17 protein-coding genes and 1 riboswitch are annotated in these 17082 nt (G+C 36.5%); of the genes, 14 read left to right on the top strand and 3 right to left on the bottom strand.

The window, feature by feature from the left end; genetic code table 11:
- Window positions 1-110 precede the first annotated feature (110 nt).
- The 7 genes from speD (at window position 111) to UN64_RS15080 (ending at window position 7362) form a co-directional block, all read left to right on the top strand.
- Entirely contained in the window at window positions 111-920 is an 810-nt protein-coding gene (gene speD, locus UN64_RS15110; RefSeq protein WP_077364235.1) for an adenosylmethionine decarboxylase, read from the top strand.
- Window positions 921-1082: 162 nt separating this feature from the next.
- Window positions 1083-2102 carry a Bug family tripartite tricarboxylate transporter substrate binding protein gene (locus UN64_RS15105; protein WP_077364233.1) on the top strand — a complete coding sequence of 340 codons (1020 nt, stop codon included), beginning with the start codon at window positions 1083-1085 and terminating at the stop codon, window positions 2100-2102.
- Between the two features lie 66 nt (window positions 2103-2168).
- Window positions 2169-2630 carry a tripartite tricarboxylate transporter TctB family protein gene (locus UN64_RS15100; protein ID WP_077364231.1) on the top strand — a complete coding sequence of 154 codons (462 nt, stop codon included), beginning with the start codon at window positions 2169-2171 and terminating at the stop codon, window positions 2628-2630.
- A gap of 11 nt (window positions 2631-2641) precedes the next feature.
- Window positions 2642-4168, top strand: a complete 1527-nt coding sequence (locus tag UN64_RS15095; protein ID WP_077364229.1) for a tripartite tricarboxylate transporter permease — start codon at window positions 2642-2644, stop codon at window positions 4166-4168.
- A gap of 64 nt (window positions 4169-4232) precedes the next feature.
- The gene (locus tag UN64_RS15090) at window positions 4233-5804 is read left to right on the top strand and encodes an ATP-binding protein (protein ID WP_077364227.1); all 1572 of its coding nucleotides are present in this window, start codon (window positions 4233-4235) and stop codon (window positions 5802-5804) included.
- 15 nt (window positions 5805-5819) lie between these two features.
- Entirely contained in the window at window positions 5820-6509 is a 690-nt protein-coding gene (locus tag UN64_RS15085) for a response regulator (RefSeq protein WP_077364225.1), read from the top strand.
- 133 nt (window positions 6510-6642) lie between these two features.
- On the top strand, window positions 6643-7362 hold the full coding sequence (locus tag UN64_RS15080; RefSeq protein ID WP_077364223.1) for a YebC/PmpR family DNA-binding transcriptional regulator: 720 nt from the start codon (window positions 6643-6645) through the stop codon (window positions 7360-7362).
- Between the two features lie 456 nt (window positions 7363-7818).
- On the opposite strand, the gene UN64_RS15075 is transcribed toward UN64_RS15080, so the two are convergent.
- A complete protein-coding gene (locus UN64_RS15075) occupies window positions 7819-8226 on the bottom strand; it encodes a disulfide oxidoreductase (protein ID WP_077364221.1) in 408 nt (135 codons plus the stop codon).
- 2 nt (window positions 8227-8228) lie between these two features.
- Entirely contained in the window at window positions 8229-8939 is a 711-nt protein-coding gene (locus UN64_RS15070; protein ID WP_077364219.1) for a DsbA family protein, read from the bottom strand.
- A gap of 236 nt (window positions 8940-9175) precedes the next feature.
- Here UN64_RS15070 and UN64_RS15065 point away from each other — a divergent pair, with 236 nt between their 5' ends.
- The 7 genes from UN64_RS15065 (at window position 9176) to UN64_RS15035 (ending at window position 15827) form a co-directional block, all read left to right on the top strand.
- Window positions 9176-10348 (top strand): processed acidic surface protein, encoded by a 1173-nt coding sequence (locus UN64_RS15065; RefSeq protein ID WP_077364217.1) that lies wholly within the window; start codon window positions 9176-9178, stop codon window positions 10346-10348.
- A gap of 3 nt (window positions 10349-10351) precedes the next feature.
- Window positions 10352-10990 carry a class D sortase gene (locus tag UN64_RS15060; protein WP_077364215.1) on the top strand — a complete coding sequence of 213 codons (639 nt, stop codon included), beginning with the start codon at window positions 10352-10354 and terminating at the stop codon, window positions 10988-10990.
- Between the two features lie 154 nt (window positions 10991-11144).
- Complete coding sequence (locus UN64_RS15055; RefSeq protein WP_077364213.1) at window positions 11145-11882, top strand: GDSL-type esterase/lipase family protein; 738 nt, start codon at window positions 11145-11147, stop codon at window positions 11880-11882.
- Window positions 11883-11922: 40 nt separating this feature from the next.
- Window positions 11923-12025: riboswitch (purine riboswitch) on the top strand.
- Window positions 12026-12157: 132 nt separating this feature from the next.
- A complete protein-coding gene (locus UN64_RS15050; protein WP_077364211.1) occupies window positions 12158-12748 on the top strand; it encodes a xanthine phosphoribosyltransferase in 591 nt (196 codons plus the stop codon).
- Window positions 12745-14067 (top strand): nucleobase:cation symporter-2 family protein, encoded by a 1323-nt coding sequence (locus tag UN64_RS15045; RefSeq protein WP_077364209.1) that lies wholly within the window; start codon window positions 12745-12747, stop codon window positions 14065-14067. Before UN64_RS15050 ends, UN64_RS15045 begins: the two co-directional genes overlap by 4 nt.
- 161 nt (window positions 14068-14228) lie before the next feature.
- Window positions 14229-14693, top strand: a complete 465-nt coding sequence (locus tag UN64_RS15040) for a hypothetical protein (RefSeq protein ID WP_077364207.1) — start codon at window positions 14229-14231, stop codon at window positions 14691-14693.
- 72 nt (window positions 14694-14765) lie between these two features.
- Window positions 14766-15827: a tetratricopeptide repeat-containing glycosyltransferase family 2 protein gene (locus UN64_RS15035; protein ID WP_245802049.1), complete on the top strand. Its 1062-nt coding sequence runs from the start codon at window positions 14766-14768 to the stop codon at window positions 15825-15827.
- Between the two features lie 28 nt (window positions 15828-15855).
- Here UN64_RS15035 and UN64_RS15030 read toward each other — a convergent pair whose 3' ends face one another.
- Entirely contained in the window at window positions 15856-17043 is a 1188-nt protein-coding gene (locus UN64_RS15030) for a DUF3880 domain-containing protein (protein WP_077364203.1), read from the bottom strand.
- Window positions 17044-17082 lie beyond the last annotated feature (39 nt).

Raw genomic sequence — 17082 nt, 5'->3', positions numbered from 1 at the left:
ACTCCCTTTTTATATTGAGTATTACCATCAACCGTTTTTCAAGTACAGGTTATGGGTATTATAAAAATATTTACTTCTTAAATTCTTAATACATAAGGGGAATCGATCAAATGACAAATTTACCAGATCAACGTATCACTTTACACGGATTTAATAACCTTACAAAGTCATTAAGTTTCAATATGTACGATGTTTGTTTTACAAAAACACGGGAAGAGCGGGAAGCTTATATAGAATATATTGATGAACAATATAACGCGGAAAGACTAACAAATATACTTCAGACTGTTTCTGACACAATAGGTGCTCACGTGCTGAACGTAGCAAAGCAAGATTATGTTCCTCAAGGAGCTAGTGTTACCCTCCTTGTCTCTGAAGGCCCGGTCGTTGAGGTACCAACAGATTCATTTGATGATTCTGCAACTGCGATGCCTGAATCTGTTGTTATGCAACTGGACAAAAGTCACCTTACTGTCCATACGTATCCAGAATTTCATCCAGAAGAAGGGATTAGTACATTTCGTGCAGACATTGATGTATCCACTTGTGGTGAAATTTCACCTTTGAAGGCATTAAATCATCTTATTAATTCTTTTGATACGGATATTGTTACAATGGATTACCGGGTACGCGGCTTTACGAGAGACATAAAGGGGCACAAATTATTTATTGATCATGATATTAACTCCATACAGAATTATCTTTCAGAAGATATTAAAAACATGTATGACATGATAGATACCAATATCTATCAAGAGAATATCTTTCATACAAAATGCCGATTAAAAGAATTTGATTTAAACAACTACCTATTCGGCTACACAAAAGACACACTAGATTCAAGAAGTGTTGAGGAAATATCAGATCGCATTAAATCAGAAATGGATGAAATTTTTTATGGAAGAAATATAAAAAAATAGTCTGAATGTATACTTAGGACTCCTGATTTTTTTACAGGAGTCTTTTTTTGTCCATGAACTTTATGAACAAAAAGCTCATTATGCAGTTAAACTTCTTTTTTAAATAAAGCGTGTTAGGATTATAAAAAGAGAAATGAAAGCGCTACCAAAAGGAGGATACATATGAAAAAAGTAAATTGGAAAAATTGGCTCTTAGCAGGAATTCTTATTCCTTCATTAGCAGCATGCAGTACGTCAGGAACAAGCAGCAATAATGCTGGAGATTCAGATTACCCTAAAAAATCTATTACCGTTGTTGCTCCATCTGGTGCTGGAGGCGGATGGGATTTAACTGCACGCTCCCTTACTAAGGTACTTGGGGAAACTAAATTAGTTGACCAAACTATGACAGTTGAAAACAAGCCAGGCGGCGGTGGTGCGGTTTACTTAGCCGAATACGCCACACAGCATAAAAAAGATGATTATAAACTTTATGTAAATTCACCTCCTATCTTGATTAATAACCTCAAGAAAGAAGGAAACAGCCCATATGGCTATAAAAACACAACGCCGCTCGCTCAATTAACAAAAGATTTTGGAGCCATTGTAGTAAAAGAAGACTCAAAATATAACAGTTTAAAAGAGCTTATGGATGCTGTTAAAAAAGATCCTAAATCAGTTACTGCAGCAGGCGGATCTGCACCTGGATCAATGGATCATCTGGTAGCTGTACTGCCAGCTTATAAATCTGGAGTAGATCCTAAAACAGTAAAATACGTTTCCTATGATGGAGGCGGGGAAGCTATTGCAGCTTTATTAGGCGGCAATGCAGATTACATCGCTACAGATGCTTCCGCCGTAGGTGAATATTTAAAAGCGGGTAAAGTTAAGGTTCTTGGTATATCTTCTACTGAGAGATTAAAAGGAGATTTAGCAGAAGTTCCAACTTTTAAAGAAGAAGGTATTGACGCTGATTTTACGATATGGAGGGGTATCTTCGGTCCGAAAGAAATGTCTGACAGCGCAAAAGATTACTGGGCTAAAACCCTTAAAGATTTGAATGATAGCAAAAAGTGGCAAGCAGAGCTTGAACGTAACGGCTGGGAAGCTGAATTTAAAGATGCTGAAGAGTTCACATCATTCCTTGAGGATCAAGAAAAGCAGGTTGAAGACTTATTAAAATCACTAGGCATGAACAAATAGGATGAAATCGGAGGAGTAAAAACTACTTCTCCGTTTTTATTAATACGTGTAAAAGGAGCGGGGTAAATGAGGACAGGAAGTTTTGACCGTTATGCAAGTGTGCTTTTTGCTTTAATTGGCGCTGCTTTTCTATTTGAAAGCAGAAATATAGCTAAGAGTGCCTATGGAAGTGAAGTAGGACCAAATGTCTTTCCATTTTTGCTTGGACTCATCCTAATTTTATTAAGTGTAAAACTGTTTTTGGAGTCATTTAAATCTGTTCAGAATAATAACAATGATCGTGAAAAATTAATGGTAAAAAGATTTCTGATCATACTTATCGCGAGTATTTTATATGCAGCTTTTCTTGAAACAATCGGTTATCTGATCAGTACATTCGTGTTTCTTTTTGTTTCTTTTCAGACAATGGAAAAAGGCGGATGGGTTAAAAATGCGCTAATTGCAGGTGTTTTCTCATTTTGTGTCTATTATTTATTTGTGGTTGTTTTAAAAGGCTCTTTGCCTGGACTGCCGATATGGTTTAGTTAGGAGGAAAAAGTATGGGCGTAATGGATTTTCTAATGCAAGGGTTTCAAACAGCAATTCAACCTGAAAACTTATTCTTTGCCTTTATAGGTGTTTTGATCGGGACAGCGGTTGGAGTACTTCCGGGTATCGGTCCAATGAGTGGAGTTGCTCTGCTCATACCCGTGACTGCAACTCTAACTGGCGGAATGGAACCGTCGGCAGCCGCTACCAGTTCTATTATTTTATTGGCAGGGGTTTATTATGGAGCAATGTATGGGGGTTCGACCACATCCATCTTGCTTAATACACCTGGTGAGTCATCTTCTGTTGTAACAACGCTGGACGGGTATCAAATGGCAAAACAGGGGCGTGCAGGATCAGCATTGTCAATTGCAGCCATCGGATCATTCGCAGCAGGTATTGTCTCCATTATTGGGTTAGCATTACTTGCGAACCCTCTCTCTGAAATGGCATTGAAATTTGGACCTGCAGAGTATTTTTCGCTAATGCTGTTAGGACTAGCTGCAGTTAGCGGTCTTGCAGGAGGGTCAATAACAAAAGCCTGGATGATGACAGTAACGGGACTGCTTCTCGCTACAATTGGTATTGATGCTGTTTCTGGTGTAGCACGTTTCACCTACGAAATCCCGGTACTTTTTGGGGGACTTGAATTTTTAACTGTAGCTGTAGGATTGTTTGCTTTAGGTGAAGTTTTCAAAACCATTCTTCATAAAGAAGATGATCAAGAAAGAGTTGCTAAAGTCGGGAGAGTTATCCCCTCTAGAACAGATCTTAAAGAGAGTGCAGGACCTATTGCACGCGGATCAATTCTTGGTTTTTTCATTGGTGTCCTCCCTGGTGCAGGTGCAACACTAGCTTCTTTCTTTTCTTACATTGCTGAAAAAAAATTAAGCAAAACTCCAGAAAAATTTGGGAAAGGTGCAATTGCTGGAGTCGCAGCTCCAGAGTCCGCGAACAACGCAGCTTCTGGAGGAGCTATGATACCGCTGCTTACCCTTGGTATTCCAGGTTCTGGAACTACCGCTATCTTAATGGGTGCCCTTATTATGTACAATGTGCAGCCAGGTCCATTATTGTTCAGTGACCATCCTGATGTAGCTTGGGGACTCATAGCAAGTATGTTTATTGGAAATTTAATGCTTTTAATTTTAAACATGCCTCTCGTAAAGGTATTTGCAAAAATTATTGAAACACCTCCTAAATATCTGCTGCCAATTATTATTGCTATATCGGTTTTCGGCGTTTATGCGGTGCAAGTAACAACTTTTGATCTTTATTTATTAATTGGATTTGGATTAGCGGGGTATTTATTAGCAAAAAACGATTATCCGCTCGCACCTCTTGTACTTGGCCTTGTATTAGGACCTATGATTGAGAATAATATGAGACGTGCATTAACAACATCAAATGGAGACTTTATGGTTTTTATCGAGAATCCGATCTCAGCTATTTTTCTTGTCTGTTCCGTATTATGGATCTTAATACCTTTCTTGCTTAAGTTAAAAGGAAAAAATGTAGTTGTTAATGTAGAAGGATAAAACATAAGTGAAAGAGAAGACTTTCTAAATCAGAAAGTCTTTTCTATTTTCAGGGGGAAACAAATTGAAACTGCAAACAAAGTTAATACTCATCAGCTGCTCCCTCATCTTTATAGTGGTCGTTATCTTAGCTGTTCTTTTTCAGGCGATGTTTGTAAATACAATAAAAGATCAGATCGGTCATAGAGCGCTAAGTGTTGCAAATACGGTAAGCAGCAATCCATTAGTAATCAATGCATTTGAAGATGAAGATCCTTCTAAAACAATACAGCCGTATGCTGAAAAAATAAGAAAGAAAACAGGCGCTCAATATGTCGTTGTTGGAAACAAAGAAGGAATCCGGTATTCTCATCCTCTTCCAGAACGTATTGGAAAAAAGATGGTAGGAGGCGATAATGAATTCGCCTTGTCAGGAGAACCAAGTATTACAGAAGCAATCGGATCTCTTGGGCCAGCAGTGAGAGGCAAATCGCCAATAATAAACGATGAGGGAAATATCATCGGACTCGTATCAGTCGGATTCTTGACTACTAGTATAAATGAAATTATCTGGCCCTATAAATTAAAAATTTTACTTATTGGGATGTTCACTCTTCTTTTAGGAATTATCGGGTCCATATTAATAGCAAAAGGAGTTAAAAAAGCAACGCACGGTTTGGAACCAAAAGAAATAGGTTTATTGTATAAAGAAAAAATTGCTATTCTCGAAGCCATCAGAGAAGGAGTAATCGCAATCAACCGTGATGGTGATATAACGATGATTAATCATACAGCATTACAAATGCTTGAAAGAGATAAAGACGATTTAATAGGCTGCAATATATTAAAAGTCATTCCAAACTCTAGACTCTTGGATGTTATATCAAATGGGAGCAGTGAGTTTGATGAACAAATGAAGCTTGGAAACAGCAATGTTGTAGCAAATCGTGTTCCTATTACGGATGATAGAGGTAATGTAATAGGTGCAGTAGCGACTTTTCGAAACAAAAACGAACTTTATAGACTTAATGAAGAACTGGCACAAGTTAAAGGATATAGCGAAGGCTTACGGGCTCAGACTCACGAATTTTCAAATAAATTGTATTTAATCTCGGGATTAATACAATTGGAGTCCTACCAGGAAGCTCTAGATGTAATATCAAAGGAATCAGAAGTACACCAGAGCTTTGCTAAGTTCATCATGAAAAGAATTTCTGATCCTTACATTGGAGGTTTGCTGATCGGAAAGTTTAATCGCTCAATCGAACTTAAAGTTCCCTTTTCAATTGATCCATCTAGTACGTTTAAAGATATTCCTGAAACATTAGATAGACAATTACTTGTAACGATTATTGGGAATTTGGTGGATAATGCAATGGATGCTGCTGTTAAAAGCAGAGAAAATAAAAGTGGCGTTAAGATAAGCCTTTCGGATATGGGAAATCAATTATTAATTGAGATTGAGGATGACGGAGAAGGAATTCTACCTTCAATCGCTAATATGTTATACCAAAAGGGATTTTCCACAAAAGGGCCAGACCGGGGTTATGGTTTATATTTGGTTCATCAATCTGTGGACCAATTAAATGGTGAGATTTTTTATGAAAGAACAACAGAGAACTCGACCCTTTTTACAGTTATTATCCCGAAAGAATAGAGGTTAACAAATATCATGCGTTCATGGGAAGTATTTATTGTAGAAGACGACATCCGAATTGCTGAGATTAACCGCAGATTTGTAGAAAAGATTGATGGTTTTTCCGTATGCGGCATTGCACTTAATGAAGAAGAAGCAAAAGAACAAATATCGATTCTTAAACCTGATCTAGTAATTTTAGACATCTATTTTCCAGATATGAATGGATTAGACTTATTACGCTGGATACGGAGCAAATTTCGTGGGATAGAAGTCATAATGGTAACAGCAGCTACAGAAGCTGAAACATTAAAAAATGCATTAGAAGATGGTATCTTTGACTATATTGTAAAGCCTGTTATTTTCCAAAGATTTAAAGAAACCTTATTAAAATTTCATGAATATAAATTTTCCATTCAGCAAATAGCGGCTTCAAATGAGTTAAACCAAAGTATAATAGATTCTATCTTAAAAAGAGAAAAGACTGAGAGTGAAGTTTCATTCTTACCTAAAGGAATTGATCGAATTACATTAGATAAGGTCATATCAATTCTAACGTGTCATAAAATCGGCTACACAGCAGAAGAACTTGGGCAGCTGGTTGGAGCAAGCCGTACAACCGCTAGAAGGTATTTAGAATACTTAGTCTCAGAACAAAAAGTCTCTGCAGACATTTCATATGGTGGCGTAGGCAGGCCAGAAAGAATCTATAAATATAGTAAATAAATCAATTGATATACGTACAGAAGCAATTTCTCATTAGAGGGGTTGCTTTCATTATGTTATAAAACTCGTAACAAATCGTGCATTTCATGTATAATAACTGTTATAGATTCAAAGTTGAAAGAGAGTGAAAAGAATGGGTCGTAAGTGGAATAACATTAAAGAGAAAAAAGCATCAAAAGACGCGAATACAAGTAGAATTTACGCTAAATTCGGCCGTGAAATCTACGTTGCAGCAAAACAAGGTGAGCCTGATCCTGAATCAAATCAGTCATTAAAAGTTGTTCTTGAACGAGCAAAAACTTACAGTGTTCCTAAAACAATTATTGACCGTGCTATTGAAAAAGCAAAAGGCGGCTCAGATGAAAATTATGATGAGCTCCGATATGAAGGCTTCGGTCCTAATGGTTCAATGGTGATCGTGGATACACTTACTAATAATGTTAATCGCACGGTTGCTGAAGTACGTTCAGCTTTCAATAAAAACGGCGGAAACATGGGAGTTTCCGGTGCTGTAGCTTATATGTTTGATGCAACTGCTGTAATTGGGCTTGAAGGCAAAACAGCAGATGAGGTACTTGAGTTATTGATGGAAGCTGATTTAGATGTGCGTGATGTCATAGAAGAAGATGATGCTGTTATTGTTTATGCAGAACCTGATCAATTTCATGCTGTCCAAGAGGTATTTAAGAATGCTGGCATAACTGAATTTTCAGTTGCAGAGCTTACAATGCTTGCACAGAACGATATGACACTTCCTGAAGACGCACAAGTTCAGTTTGAGAAGCTGATCGACGCTTTAGAAGATCTTGAAGATGTTCAGCAGGTCTATCATAACGTTGATTTAGGAGAATAATTAGATGGAACTGACTCTAAAAGGAAAGAAATATATCCTTTCAGAGTCAGTTTTTTCTTTTTTTATGGTTCATATTAACGGATAAACCTTAGGAGAAACCCGATTCTGAGCGTAGAATAAACTTTTTAAGCGTAGATAGATAATTTTGAGCGCAGATTGAGTATTTTGAGCGCACCTGTATTAAATAAAAGAACACGTACCGTAAATAGTTGGAAAACGATTCTTTTCTAAAAGATTGTTGCTTTTGACTATTTCTATCTCATCGTTTGCAAGTTGATTGGAGCGCAAGGGGCGAGACTCCTACGGGACGAGCGGTTAGGTGGAGACTCCTAATGGAGCAAAGCGGCAGGAGGCTCACCGCACGCCCCGTGGAAAGCGAGCAGCCTGGAGCAGAAATCAACTACTTTCAAAAAGCAACAAAGAATGCGAAAACAGCCTAGAAAAAGACAGCAACCGCTATTTTGGTTGCTGTCTTATTAGTAACATACAAATTGTAATGATAATAAAACCTATTAATGCTAGGAGGGGGATTGTAATAAAGCCGAGCCAGTTAATATATAGTCCCGAACAAGGCACCCCTGAAGAACACGTTTCAAAAGCTTTTAGTGCAGGTATTTTTTGCAGTGCATAATGATAGCCAGAAACAAACGCTCCGAGGATTGATAACGGCAAGATGTACCGGTTTATGCTAAGATCTCGATGATAAAAAGCAATTCCTAACAGAATAACCATTGGGTACATAAGAATCCTCTGATACCAGCAAAACGTGCAGGGTACAAAATGGAGTACTTCACTAAAAAATAAACTTCCGAGAGTTGCAATTACAGATGCTAGCCAGGCGATCAATAAGGGTTTATTCGTCACCTTTATTTACTCTCCTTCGCCGCTTCTTCAACCATTTTCTGAAGATCCCCGAATGAATTTCCTTCGAACTTTTTACCATTAACGAAAAGGGTAGGTGTTCCTGTTACTCCAAGGTCATTTACAAGAGACTCATCGGTTTCCACTGCATTTTCACTCGCATCTTTTTCGAAATTCGCACTAACCTTTTTTACATTTTCATCTGTCGTAACTTCACTCAAAGTATCATTTAAGAACTTCTCTGTGAATACATCTTTCCGCTCTAGACTTTGATCCTCGGGCTGCTTTTCATACAGCAGTTTATGAAAATTCCAAAAAGTCTCGTTTCCTAACTCTTTATAAACCGTTTCACCAAAAAGGGCTGATCTTTCTGAATCAACATTTATAAAAGGATAGTTTAAGAAGTAGAATTTAACTTTCCCGGTCTGAATGAGCTCTTGATCGATTAAAGGGAAGAAGGATTCATTAAAGCTTTTGCAGATCGGACACTTGTAATCTCCAAACTCAATAATATTAACGAGTGCATTTTCATCTCCTAAGTAAGGCTGGTTTTCATATGAGATAGCAGATTCCTCAGTATTTTTATTAAAGCTCCCTGTCAACATAAAAACAGCTAGTCCGATTGTAAAAATTCCAATTATTACAAAAAGCCAGACGTGTGAATTACTCTTCTTTGATCCTTTAACATTGGTATTTTTCTTTTTTTGTTTCCCCATTGTTCACCTCTAAGTATGTAATTTTACTAAATAAAAAGAAGTTATTTTTATCGTAAATAATATAGCACATTCATATGAAAAAAACGTAATTATATAGCTTATGCCCCTCAAAAAAATCGAAAGGAACAAAATTCAATCTCATAAAAATATTGGGAAATAAAACCTGTATCCAAATCGAATTTTCGGCAGTATAATTTTCTAGAAAATATACTATTACACCTTTGGGGGAACAATGGATGAAACACTTAGTAACACTGCTTTTAGCACTTAGTTTGAGCTTTGGAATTTTACCGGTATCAGTTTTTGCTATTGAGCAAAATGATCAAGATTTTGAAGTGTACTTAAAAGAGATAGGTTGGGAAAAACAGGACTTTATCGATTTCATTGAAAGTAAAGAATGGTACTTAGAAGATTTTGAATCGGTTGATGAGCTAGGAATGCCTCTAAATGAAGAAGGAGTAGAATCCGTCTTAAAGGATTTTGATTTAAGCCGGGAAGAGTTAAATGATTTACTCGTTGAATGGGGTGACATTGAAGAAGGACAAGACGTTCTAGACAGTCCTTACTTTTTATTCAATGAAGATCTTGAAACTTCTGTTGATTTTTATTTAAACGGATGGGAAGGGACACCCATTGATGATGAAAATCTTCAGCAGCTTCTTGAAGAGTTCAACCTTGAATCAGTAGAAGCACTTGAAGAACTATTGAAAGAGAATGATGATTCTCTTGAAAGCTATGAATACATTGAAGATCTTCAATGGGCAGTTGATTTTTACATCAATGGTGATGAATATATGGAAGATGAATTTGCAGATTTATTTACCGATATTGATCTGACTGATGAAGAGATGGAAAAGCTTTTTGCACATCTTGAAACCTTAAACTGGGAAGATGAAGCTTTCCTTGACAGCATGATGCTTCTTGGGGAAAGAATGATGGCTTTTGAAGAGTTCCAAACAGCAGATGAACTCTCAGCTGAACAGATTGCAGAGATGCTAGCTATTTTTACAGAAATGAAGCAGCTTTTACAGATTGAAACAAAATATTATCTTGTTGTAGATGGTGTAAAGCAGCCAGTATCTTTAGATACATTAATGACAATGGAATCAACAAACGGTAATGACCTAGTTATGGAGATCTATAACACAAACGGTGAATTACTTCTTGATCTAGTTTTAACAGCTGACATGTTTGGCTCTGAACTTATCCAGGAGACAGGTAAAGATATTCAGGAAGCCGAGAAAATTGTTACTGAAGCTCCAATGACGGCTAAACCACCTGTTAAAACAATAAAGGGCGGAGAACTGCCAAAAACCGCTACAAATCATATTGAAAACACTTTTGCTGGATTAGCAATTGCTGCTGCCGGTATCTTTTTCTTTAGACGAATGCGCGTTAAAGGAATCTAATCCATGAAAGATACAGAAAAGAAAAGAAGCAAACTCCGGTTCATTCTTCTGACATTCTCTGTTGCATTATTCTTGATTGGAATATGGTTCAGCACCACGAATGCTTTTAAGTTCGTGAAAGGTTATATAATTTTCAAAACAGATCAGGAAATAGCAGCTAAATATCAGTCAAATCCTGCTCAAAAAGAAAGAGAACAGGAAACAAATGATGCGTTGTATCCTGTACGTCCAAAAAAGGGTGAAAATATAGGGGAATTGATTATACCTAAGTTAGGAGCATCACTTCCAATTGTTCACGGTACGGATGAAGAAGAACTGGAAAAAGGCGTAGGACACTTTTCAAAAAGCGTTTTGCCTGGTGAAGAAGACAATTCTGTATTATCTGGACATAGGGATACAGTATTTAGAAAACTAGGTAATGTTGGAAAAGGGGACATATTAGTAGTCGAAACGGAAGCGGGAACATTCACGTACAAGGTAAAGAACGTAAGAGTCGTAGACAAAGACGACCGTACCGTAATCGTTCCTAAACCACGAGCAACATTAACGGTCTCAACATGCTATCCGTTTGACTATATTGGAGATTCACCTGAGCGGTATATATTGGTCGCTAATTTAACATCAAAGCAATTGAATAAGTAAAAAATTCTTTAACAGCTGAAGATTACATTCAGCTGTTTTTTTGTGAATTTTATAAACTGCTGTTTAACATCCTTATAAAAAAGGTATGTTTACAAAATAATGTATGAATGGTCTAAAAGTATACCCGTCTGTTAAACATACTTAGAATATCAACATGAAAGCCGGTGGTGGAACTATGAAAAAAAGCGCCGTAATTATTGTAATTGGTTTAGTAGTATTATTAGCAGGTGCATTGTTAGTCAAATCTTTTAGTACAGAGGAAGTCGAAGTAACTGCTCTTGGTGACTCATTAGCATATGGGTTAGGTGACACTGAGGATAACGGCTATATAGGGGATGTAGAAGATAGATATGAAGAAGAGACAGATAAAAGGTTAGTTGTAAACGATTATGGTGTACCGAACGATACAAGCACCGACTTGGTTAAAAGGTTAAAAAATAAAGAAATTGCTGAGACGGCAAAGAACTCAGACTTTATTTTTATTAATATAGGTACAAACGATTTTATAAAAAGTACTGATCGTTTAACTAAATTTGATAAGGAAGAACTTCAAACCAATCAAGAAATTTATAAGAATAATTTAAACCAAATTATTAAAAAGGTTCAAGAAAAGGATTTAACCAAAACCATTTATATTTTAGGTATATATAATCCAAAAGTAAAATATGCAGATATGTCAGTAGTCAATGAAGCGATATTAAATTGGAACCGCTCAACCATCCAAGTTACGAAAGATCATCAAAATGTTGCATTTATAAGGACGGATGACCTCTTTATTAACAAAAATAAAAAAGATTATTTCTCAGATAATCTGCATCCAAATGAGAAAGGATATGCGCTGATTGGAAAGAGAGTATTCGACACAATCAAACTGAATTCAAACTATAAATAGACAAATTTAGGGTTTCTTTTTTAAAATGTTTGCCGTATAATTCTTGTTAACTTAAAAAGCTCGTATAATCGCAGGGATATGGCCTGCAAGTTTCTACCAAACCCCCGCAAATGGGTTTGACTACGAGTGACGCAAACATTTCCGAACATCCTCAACTTGAGGGTGTATTGGGTTATTTCTATTCCGTTTATTAGACCGGAAGATTGCTTCACTCATTTAGAGAGAAGCGGTCTTCCTTTTTTTTTGTATTTCAAATAAATCTAAGAGGTGGAAACATGAATTTTTTAGAAAAGAAAATCTGTGAAGAAGGGGTAGTTTTATCTCCAACTGTTTTGAAGGTAGATTCTTTCTTAAATCATCAGATAGATCCATTGTTCATGCAGCAAATCGGCCGTGAAATTGCTGAAAGATTTAAAGCAGATAGAATATCAAAAATATTAACGATTGAATCCTCTGGTATAGCTCCAGCTGTTTTTGCCGGGTTAGAATTGGATGTTCCAGTTGTATTCGCACGTAAAAAGAAATCATTAACATTAACAGATGGACTGATTACTTCAAAAGTCTATTCTTTTACGAAGCAGGAAGAAAACGAAATCTCAGTTGCAACCAAGTTGCTTAGTGCAGGTGAGCGTGTATTAATCATTGATGATTTCTTAGCTCATGGAGAAGCGGCTCTTGGATTAGCAGAACTCGTTAACAAAGCGGGAGCACTTATCCGCGGTTTCGGGATTGTGATCGAAAAGTCATTCCAGGATGGACGGCAAAAGCTTGTTGATAAAGGCTACCGGGTTGAATCAATTGCAAGAATTAGTGAGATGAATGCAAGTGGTATCACATTCTTAAAAAGCGAGGTAACTTCATTATGAAAAAAGGAAAAGTGTTTTCACTTGGAATACAGCATGTTCTTGCCATGTATGCTGGTGCAATTATCGTTCCCCTCATTGTTGGCGGAGCTCTTAAACTATCAGCTGAACAACTTGCTTATCTGGTAGCCATTGATCTATTAACTTGTGGTTTAGCAACACTTCTGCAGGTTTGGAATAATCGCTTCTTTGGTGTAGGACTCCCTGTTGTATTAGGGTGTACATTTACCGCAGTTGGACCGATGATCGCGATAGGCGGGCAATATGGAATGAGTGCGATTTATGGAGCGATCATTGCAGCAGGACTATTCGTTGTGATATTTGCTAGTGCATTTGGTAAAATTCTTAAACTGTTTCCTCCAATTGTAACTGGATCAGTGGTTACCATTATCGGAATCACATTAATTCCAGTAGCTATTAAAGACATGGCAGGCGGCGCAGGCAGCCAAAACTTCGGTTCACCTCAAAATCTGTTTCTTTCTTTTGGTGTGCTAGGGTTCATTCTGCTGCTTTATCGTTTCTCAAAAGGATTTGTTCGATCTGTTTCCATATTGATCGGATTGTTTGCAGGAACGTTTGCAGCGGCTGCTATGGGTTTAGTAAATTTTGCTCCAGTAATGGAAGCTTCATGGGTTCATATGCCCAAACCTTTCTTTTTCGGAATGCCAACCTTTGAAATCAGTGCAATCATCACGATGATCCTTGTTGCCATTGTAAGTCTCATAGAATCTACAGGTGTATTTATGGCACTCGGTAAAATTTGCGCTCGAAATCTGACTCCAAAAGATTTAACAAAAGGATATCGCGGTGAGGGACTTGCTATTATCCTTGGGGGAATATTCAATGCTTTTCCTTATACAACGTATTCTCAAAATGTAGGTCTTGTTCAGTTGTCCGGTGTTAAAACAAAGCAAGTGATTTACGTTGCTAGCGGTATGTTAGTGTTCTTAGGATTCATACCAAAAGTTGCTGCACTAACTACCCTAATTCCAACTCCCGTAATGGGCGGGGCAATGGTAGCAATGTTTGGAATGGTCTTTGCTTCAGGGATTAAAATGCTGAGTGAAGTGAACCTGGCTAAACAAGAAAATCTTCTTATTATCGCTTGTTCAGTAGGAATGGGCTTAGGGGTAACAGTTGAACCAGAACTATTCAGCAAGCTGCCAGAAAGCATTCAGATCTTAACAGCGAACGGTATTGTATCTGGAAGCTTAATGGCGATCGTGTTAAATTTGTTATTTAACGCAAGAACGAAAAAAATTACTGTACCAAAGCTTCAAAAAAACCAAAGAGACACTGTAAATTCACAGCAAACTATTTAATAAATAATTTTACAGACTATTAAACGTTCCATTTACCGGAACGTTTTTTTGTTGTTTAAAAATTACTCTATAGGAGATGAGATTGTACGGCACATTTTTTACATGGAATACATATGTTAATAAAGTAAAACAAGCTATTTATTAATATAGGAAGTGGAAAATTGGTTAATAAGAAAAATAAAAGAAAGAAGAAAACAGTTAATAAAAGATTTGATTCGGCTGGTGATTATGTTCCTTCTGGCGCGAACGAACTAACTGAAGGTTTTTATGTTACTACGGGAGACTATATTCCAACTGGCGGGTATATGCCTACCGGAGACTATGAGCAATACGGTTTTTATGTGCCAACAGGGGATTATATTCCAACTGGCGGATATGTTCCTACCGGTGACTATGAATTTAATGGCATATATATACCAACTGGTGATTTTCAATTAGACTCTTATGTTACTTCTGGAGATTTTATGCTGAATGAAGGAGAAGAATCTTCTGATATTCTTAAAGGGGCTTTAGCAGAAAACTTATTTGAAGAAATTCATATTAAACCTGTATTCACTTTAAAGAATAACCCTGATAAACTCAGTTCACCAAAGGGTTATATGATTCCTCCAATTATTCTATTTTAAAAACCGCTCTGACAAAAATGATTATACACCCCATTGAAAGGACTATAATCCTTGATTACCATAAGTTTATGTATGATTGTAAAAGATGAAGAGAATTCTATAGCTAGATGCCTAGAATCAGTACACGATTTAGTTGATGAAATAATAATAGTTGATACAGGTTCTGTTGATCAGACTAAACATATAGCAAGACATTATACGGAACAAATTTATGATTTTAAATGGGTAGATGACTTTAGTTCTGCCCGTAATTATTCTTTTAAATTAGCTACAAAACAATATATTATGTGGCTGGATGCTGATGATGTTATAAGTAAACCAAACAGGAAACTACTAAAACAACTGAAAGATCATTTAGATCCAGTAGTAAATTCGGTTACGATGAGGTACCTTGTGAATATAGACAAGTCTGGTAATCCTTCATTCATAATCAAGAGGAATAGATTAGTTAAATCCAGTTGTCAATTTAAATGGAAGGGTGCTGTTCATGAATATTTGGAAGTAAGCGGTCCGATATTGCACAGTGATATAAGTATCCATCATTTTAAAAACAAAACAGACAACTCGACGCGTAATTTACAGATTTATGAGAAACAAATAAATAAAGGCACAGTATTTTCACCGAGAGATCTCTTTTATTATGCCAATGAACTCCGGCGTCATAATGAACTTCATAAAGCAATTAAATACTATACCTTATTTTTAAATCACAAAGTAGCCTGGAAAGAGGATAAAATTGCCTCTTGCGGAAGACTGGCTGATTGTTATCACCTTTTAGATGACCAAGAAAAAGAGAGAGAGATTATCTATAAATCTTTTGAGTATGATAGTCCTCGTGCAGACTTTTGCTGCAGGCTGGGAAATCTATTCTTAGGAAAAAATCAAGTGAATGAAGCTATCTATTGGTACAAATATGCCTCTAGGCTAACTTGGGATAAAAATTGTATGGGATTTTATCATGTTCCTTCATGGACTTGGCTGCCACATACAAAACTCTCTATTTGTTATTACAAAAAAGGGGATTTTAAAAAAGCTTATAAACATAATAAACTTGCTTTAGAATATCTACCTTATGATTCAGGATTAATTAATAATCAAAAGTTGATCAAAAACAAACTAAAGAACTTAACGTAAAAAAACAGACCGTATAAACAGTCTGTTTTTACTTTTTACTAATCTTAATAATTTGTCCTGCATAAATTTTATCTGATGTAAACTTGTTAATCTTCATGATTTTCTTTAAAGGGATATCATATCTCATAGAAATCTGTCCTAGAGTATCTCCTAAATTCACATGGTGAAGTTTGTATTTCTTCTCAAGCACTTCTTTGTAATTAATTAGTTCTCCTTTGTCTCCGTTGGCTATTCTAGAGCTTATGATTCCTCGTTTCACTAAGACTTTAATCATTTCTTTTGCTCTATAATAATAGGAGTGTGGTTTTATAGCTTTCATTCCATTGTTTTTGATAGTCTCTCTTTGTTTCGTGTTTTTTAAATAATATTTTACTTTTTCAATTGTTTCTTCAGGTGAGGAAGATACGATTAAATCCCGGCCTGGTGAAAACTTTTCTCTAACGGCTTCAGTATCAGAAGTTAAGAGACACCCTCCAGAACCAAGTACTTCAAATGTTCTTTGGGATAATTGGTCTGTACAATTTTGCAGCCCAATAACGATTTTGGATGAGCTATATACTTTTCTAGCTTTTGTGTAGCTAAGATATCCATGTATCCAATCAGATGGGATAGGTACACCTAACTGCTCTCCTAGTCTTTCCCAATGGTTCCCCCAAAAATCAACTCGAATATTATTTTCTATTAACGGCATTATCAGATTTTTAAATGATTCAGAACGGAATACATCAGGATTTTGTTTTATAAATTCAGGGTAAGCATTTGCAACAACTGCGATATTTGCACTGTATTTGCTGTATGGTTCAGTATGGTAGTGAACATTTGAATGGTAACCAAAATCCAAGTGTGACGCTTTTATCCCTAATTTCTCATACGTTTCACACAAAGATGGAGTAACGGTAAAAACAAAATCCGGCTGCATCGTACATATTAAAGGTAATGTGAAGTTCTTTGTATGGAGCGGGTCTTCCGTTGACCAATATACTAACGGGATATGAGCAGATCTAGCAGCATCACGTATCCAAGGTTGTTTCTCTCTTGAATGCTCTGGTGTCCAACCCATAGAGAGAATCAAATCAGGTTCATATTTAGATATCATATCTAAAATATTCTCTTTGCTGACAGGTCCTGAAATAATAACCGTGTGACCTAGCTCCTTTAAACCATTAGGTAAACCGTGAATCCACATAGGATGACTTTCAAGGAAAAGAATTTTCATAGAATCGCCTTTCTGTTTTATCAAGTAGTTATCCATATG

It is taken from the genome of Fictibacillus arsenicus (assembly GCF_001999465.1).
Classification (GTDB): Bacteria; Bacillota; Bacilli; order Bacillales; family Fictibacillaceae; genus Fictibacillus; species Fictibacillus arsenicus.
This window is presented reverse-complemented; position numbering and strand designations above follow the sequence as displayed.

Excerpts from the sequence above, each read along its gene's own strand:
- speD (WP_077364235.1), top strand. The coding sequence starts at position 111 with ATGACAAATTTACCAGATCAACGTATCACTTTACACGGATTTAATAAC.
- UN64_RS15105 (WP_077364233.1), top strand. The coding sequence starts at position 1,083 with ATGAAAAAAGTAAATTGGAAAAATTGGCTCTTAGCAGGAATTCTTATT.
- UN64_RS15100 (WP_077364231.1), top strand. The coding sequence starts at position 2,169 with ATGAGGACAGGAAGTTTTGACCGTTATGCAAGTGTGCTTTTTGCTTTA.
- UN64_RS15095 (WP_077364229.1), top strand. The coding sequence starts at position 2,642 with ATGGGCGTAATGGATTTTCTAATGCAAGGGTTTCAAACAGCAATTCAA.
- UN64_RS15085 (WP_077364225.1), top strand. The coding sequence starts at position 5,820 with ATGCGTTCATGGGAAGTATTTATTGTAGAAGACGACATCCGAATTGCT.
- UN64_RS15080 (WP_077364223.1), top strand. The coding sequence starts at position 6,643 with ATGGGTCGTAAGTGGAATAACATTAAAGAGAAAAAAGCATCAAAAGAC.
- UN64_RS15070 (WP_077364219.1), bottom strand. The coding sequence starts at position 8,939 with ATGGGGAAACAAAAAAAGAAAAATACCAATGTTAAAGGATCAAAGAAG.
- UN64_RS15065 (WP_077364217.1), top strand. The coding sequence starts at position 9,176 with ATGAAACACTTAGTAACACTGCTTTTAGCACTTAGTTTGAGCTTTGGA.
- UN64_RS15060 (WP_077364215.1), top strand. The coding sequence starts at position 10,352 with ATGAAAGATACAGAAAAGAAAAGAAGCAAACTCCGGTTCATTCTTCTG.
- UN64_RS15055 (WP_077364213.1), top strand. The coding sequence starts at position 11,145 with ATGAAAGCCGGTGGTGGAACTATGAAAAAAAGCGCCGTAATTATTGTA.
- UN64_RS15050 (WP_077364211.1), top strand. The coding sequence starts at position 12,158 with ATGAATTTTTTAGAAAAGAAAATCTGTGAAGAAGGGGTAGTTTTATCT.
- UN64_RS15045 (WP_077364209.1), top strand. The coding sequence starts at position 12,745 with ATGAAAAAAGGAAAAGTGTTTTCACTTGGAATACAGCATGTTCTTGCC.
- UN64_RS15035 (WP_245802049.1), top strand. The coding sequence starts at position 14,766 with ATGATTGTAAAAGATGAAGAGAATTCTATAGCTAGATGCCTAGAATCA.
- UN64_RS15030 (WP_077364203.1), bottom strand. The coding sequence starts at position 17,043 with ATGAAAATTCTTTTCCTTGAAAGTCATCCTATGTGGATTCACGGTTTA.